The following is a 1,785-nucleotide window of genomic DNA, read 5'->3' on the forward strand; positions in this document are numbered from 1 at the left end:
GAGTTACAAGACGATAAAGTTGCATTTACAGCAGATAGCGATGCCATAATTACAAAAGGGATAATAGCTATTTTAATTAGAGCATTTTCTAACCAAAACCCTAAAGATATTATTGAAGCCAATACCGATTTTATAGACAAAATAGGCTTAAAAGAGCATTTATCTCCTACTCGTGCTAATGGTTTAGTGAGTATGATAAAACAGCTAAAAATGTATGCTATTGCATACCAAACACAATTAAATTAAAATGCGTTTTTTCACTAAATGTGAAATTAAAATAGGTTAGCCATGAGCGATATAACAACAATAGATACTGCAGAATTAGGAGAAAAAATAGTTAACGTTTTAAAAACTATATACGACCCAGAGATTCCTGTAGACATATATGAATTAGGTTTAATCTACGATGTTTTTGTAAACGAAGATTACGATGTTAAGGTTTTAATGACTTTAACAACTCCTAATTGCCCTGTAGCAGAAACCCTACCTCTAGAAGTTGAAGAAAAAGTAAAGTCTTTAAAAGACGTTAAAGATGCCGAAGTAGAAATTACATTCGATCCGCCATGGACTCAAGATTTAATGAGCGAAGAAGCCAAATTAGAATTAGGAATGTTATAACCACTTATGGCAGAAGAAATAATAAATAGAGTAGCTAATAGTAAGTTAATGACTTTAGATCTTGAGGACTATTATCCTGAAGGTAAACGTGTAGTTTTTGATATTAAAGATTGGTTATATGAAGGTCTTGTTCTAAGAGAAAAAGAGTTTAGAGCTCAAATAAAAACCTATAATTGGGCTCAACATAAAGACCAATATATTGCTTTAAGCTGTAGTAGTGATGCTATAGTACCCGCATGGGCTTATATGCTTATTACAATTCATTTAGAGCCTTTTGCCACACTCACTGTATTAGGCAACTTAGATAGTTTAGAAACCATTATATACCAAAATATAATAAACGACTTAGACGTTTCTCCTTTTAAAGATAAACCGGTAATAGTAAAAGGTTGCTCTAAAAAACCTGTACCAGACAGCGCTTATATTATGCTTTCCTCTAAATTAAAACCAGTTGCTAAATCTATAATGTATGGAGAGGCATGCTCTTCTGTACCTTTATACAAAAACAAGTAATCGAAAAAAATAGTAGTTTATCGATTACACGTTTACTCTATTTTCCCTATTTATTTATAGCATTATTATTTACCATACTTTTGCAATATCTAATATTTTAAACATGAAAAAAATACTTTTACTATCTGCATTTTTTATTGGAATTTTTTCAATACATGCACAAGATGAAGCTGCAGCAGATGCCCCTAAAGAAGGTTGGACAAGAACCGGAAACATCTCATTTTTATTTAATCAATCATCATTCGAAAACTGGACTGCTGGTGGAATAAATAACATTTCTGGGACTTTAGGTTTAAACTACGATTTTAACTATGTAAATAACAATGGGCTGCTTTGGGATAATAAAATCATTGCTTCTTATGGTATTACTAAAATTAAAGGAGCAGACAAACAAAAAACAGACGATCGTTTAGAGTTTAATTCTTTAGTGGGTAAAAAAGCAAGCGAATTTTGGTTTTATTCTGCATTTTTAAACTTTAAAACGCAAATGGACTCTGGCTTCGATGCAGATACGGGTGTTAAAAATACACACTTTTTCTCTCCTGCATTTTTACAATTTGGTCCAGGTATGTTATGGAAAAAAAGCGATAACTTAAAAGTAAATTTTGCTCCAGCTACGGCTAAAATGATATTTGTACACGATGAGTTTACAGC

At 31.7% G+C, this 1,785-nt stretch carries 4 protein-coding genes; all 4 read left to right on the forward strand.

Going from position 1 to position 1,785, the window contains the following annotated elements; genetic code table 11:
* Positions 1 to 246 (forward strand): SufE family protein (locus ACVC2P_RS16575; protein WP_452599569.1); only part of this gene is annotated, 246 nt, incomplete at its 5' end.
* Positions 247 to 288: 42 nt separating this feature from the next.
* A complete protein-coding gene (locus ACVC2P_RS16580; protein WP_452599570.1) occupies positions 289 to 618 on the forward strand; it encodes a DUF59 domain-containing protein in 330 nt (109 codons plus the stop codon).
* Between the two features lie 6 nt (positions 619 to 624).
* On the forward strand, positions 625 to 1,131 hold the full coding sequence (locus ACVC2P_RS16585) for a DUF2480 family protein (protein ID WP_452599571.1): 507 nt from the start codon (positions 625 to 627) through the stop codon (positions 1,129 to 1,131).
* Between the two features lie 103 nt (positions 1,132 to 1,234).
* The coding region (locus ACVC2P_RS16590; protein WP_452599572.1) for a DUF3078 domain-containing protein at positions 1,235 to 1,785 on the forward strand (551 nt) is incomplete at its 3' end.

This window comes from Pontimicrobium sp. MEBiC01747 (assembly GCF_053601635.1).

Coding starts and splice junctions, on each gene's coding strand:
- ACVC2P_RS16585 (WP_452599571.1), top strand. CDS start 625: ATGGCAGAAGAAATAATAAATAGAGTAGCTAATAGTAAGTTAATGACT.
- ACVC2P_RS16580 (WP_452599570.1), top strand. CDS start 289: ATGAGCGATATAACAACAATAGATACTGCAGAATTAGGAGAAAAAATA.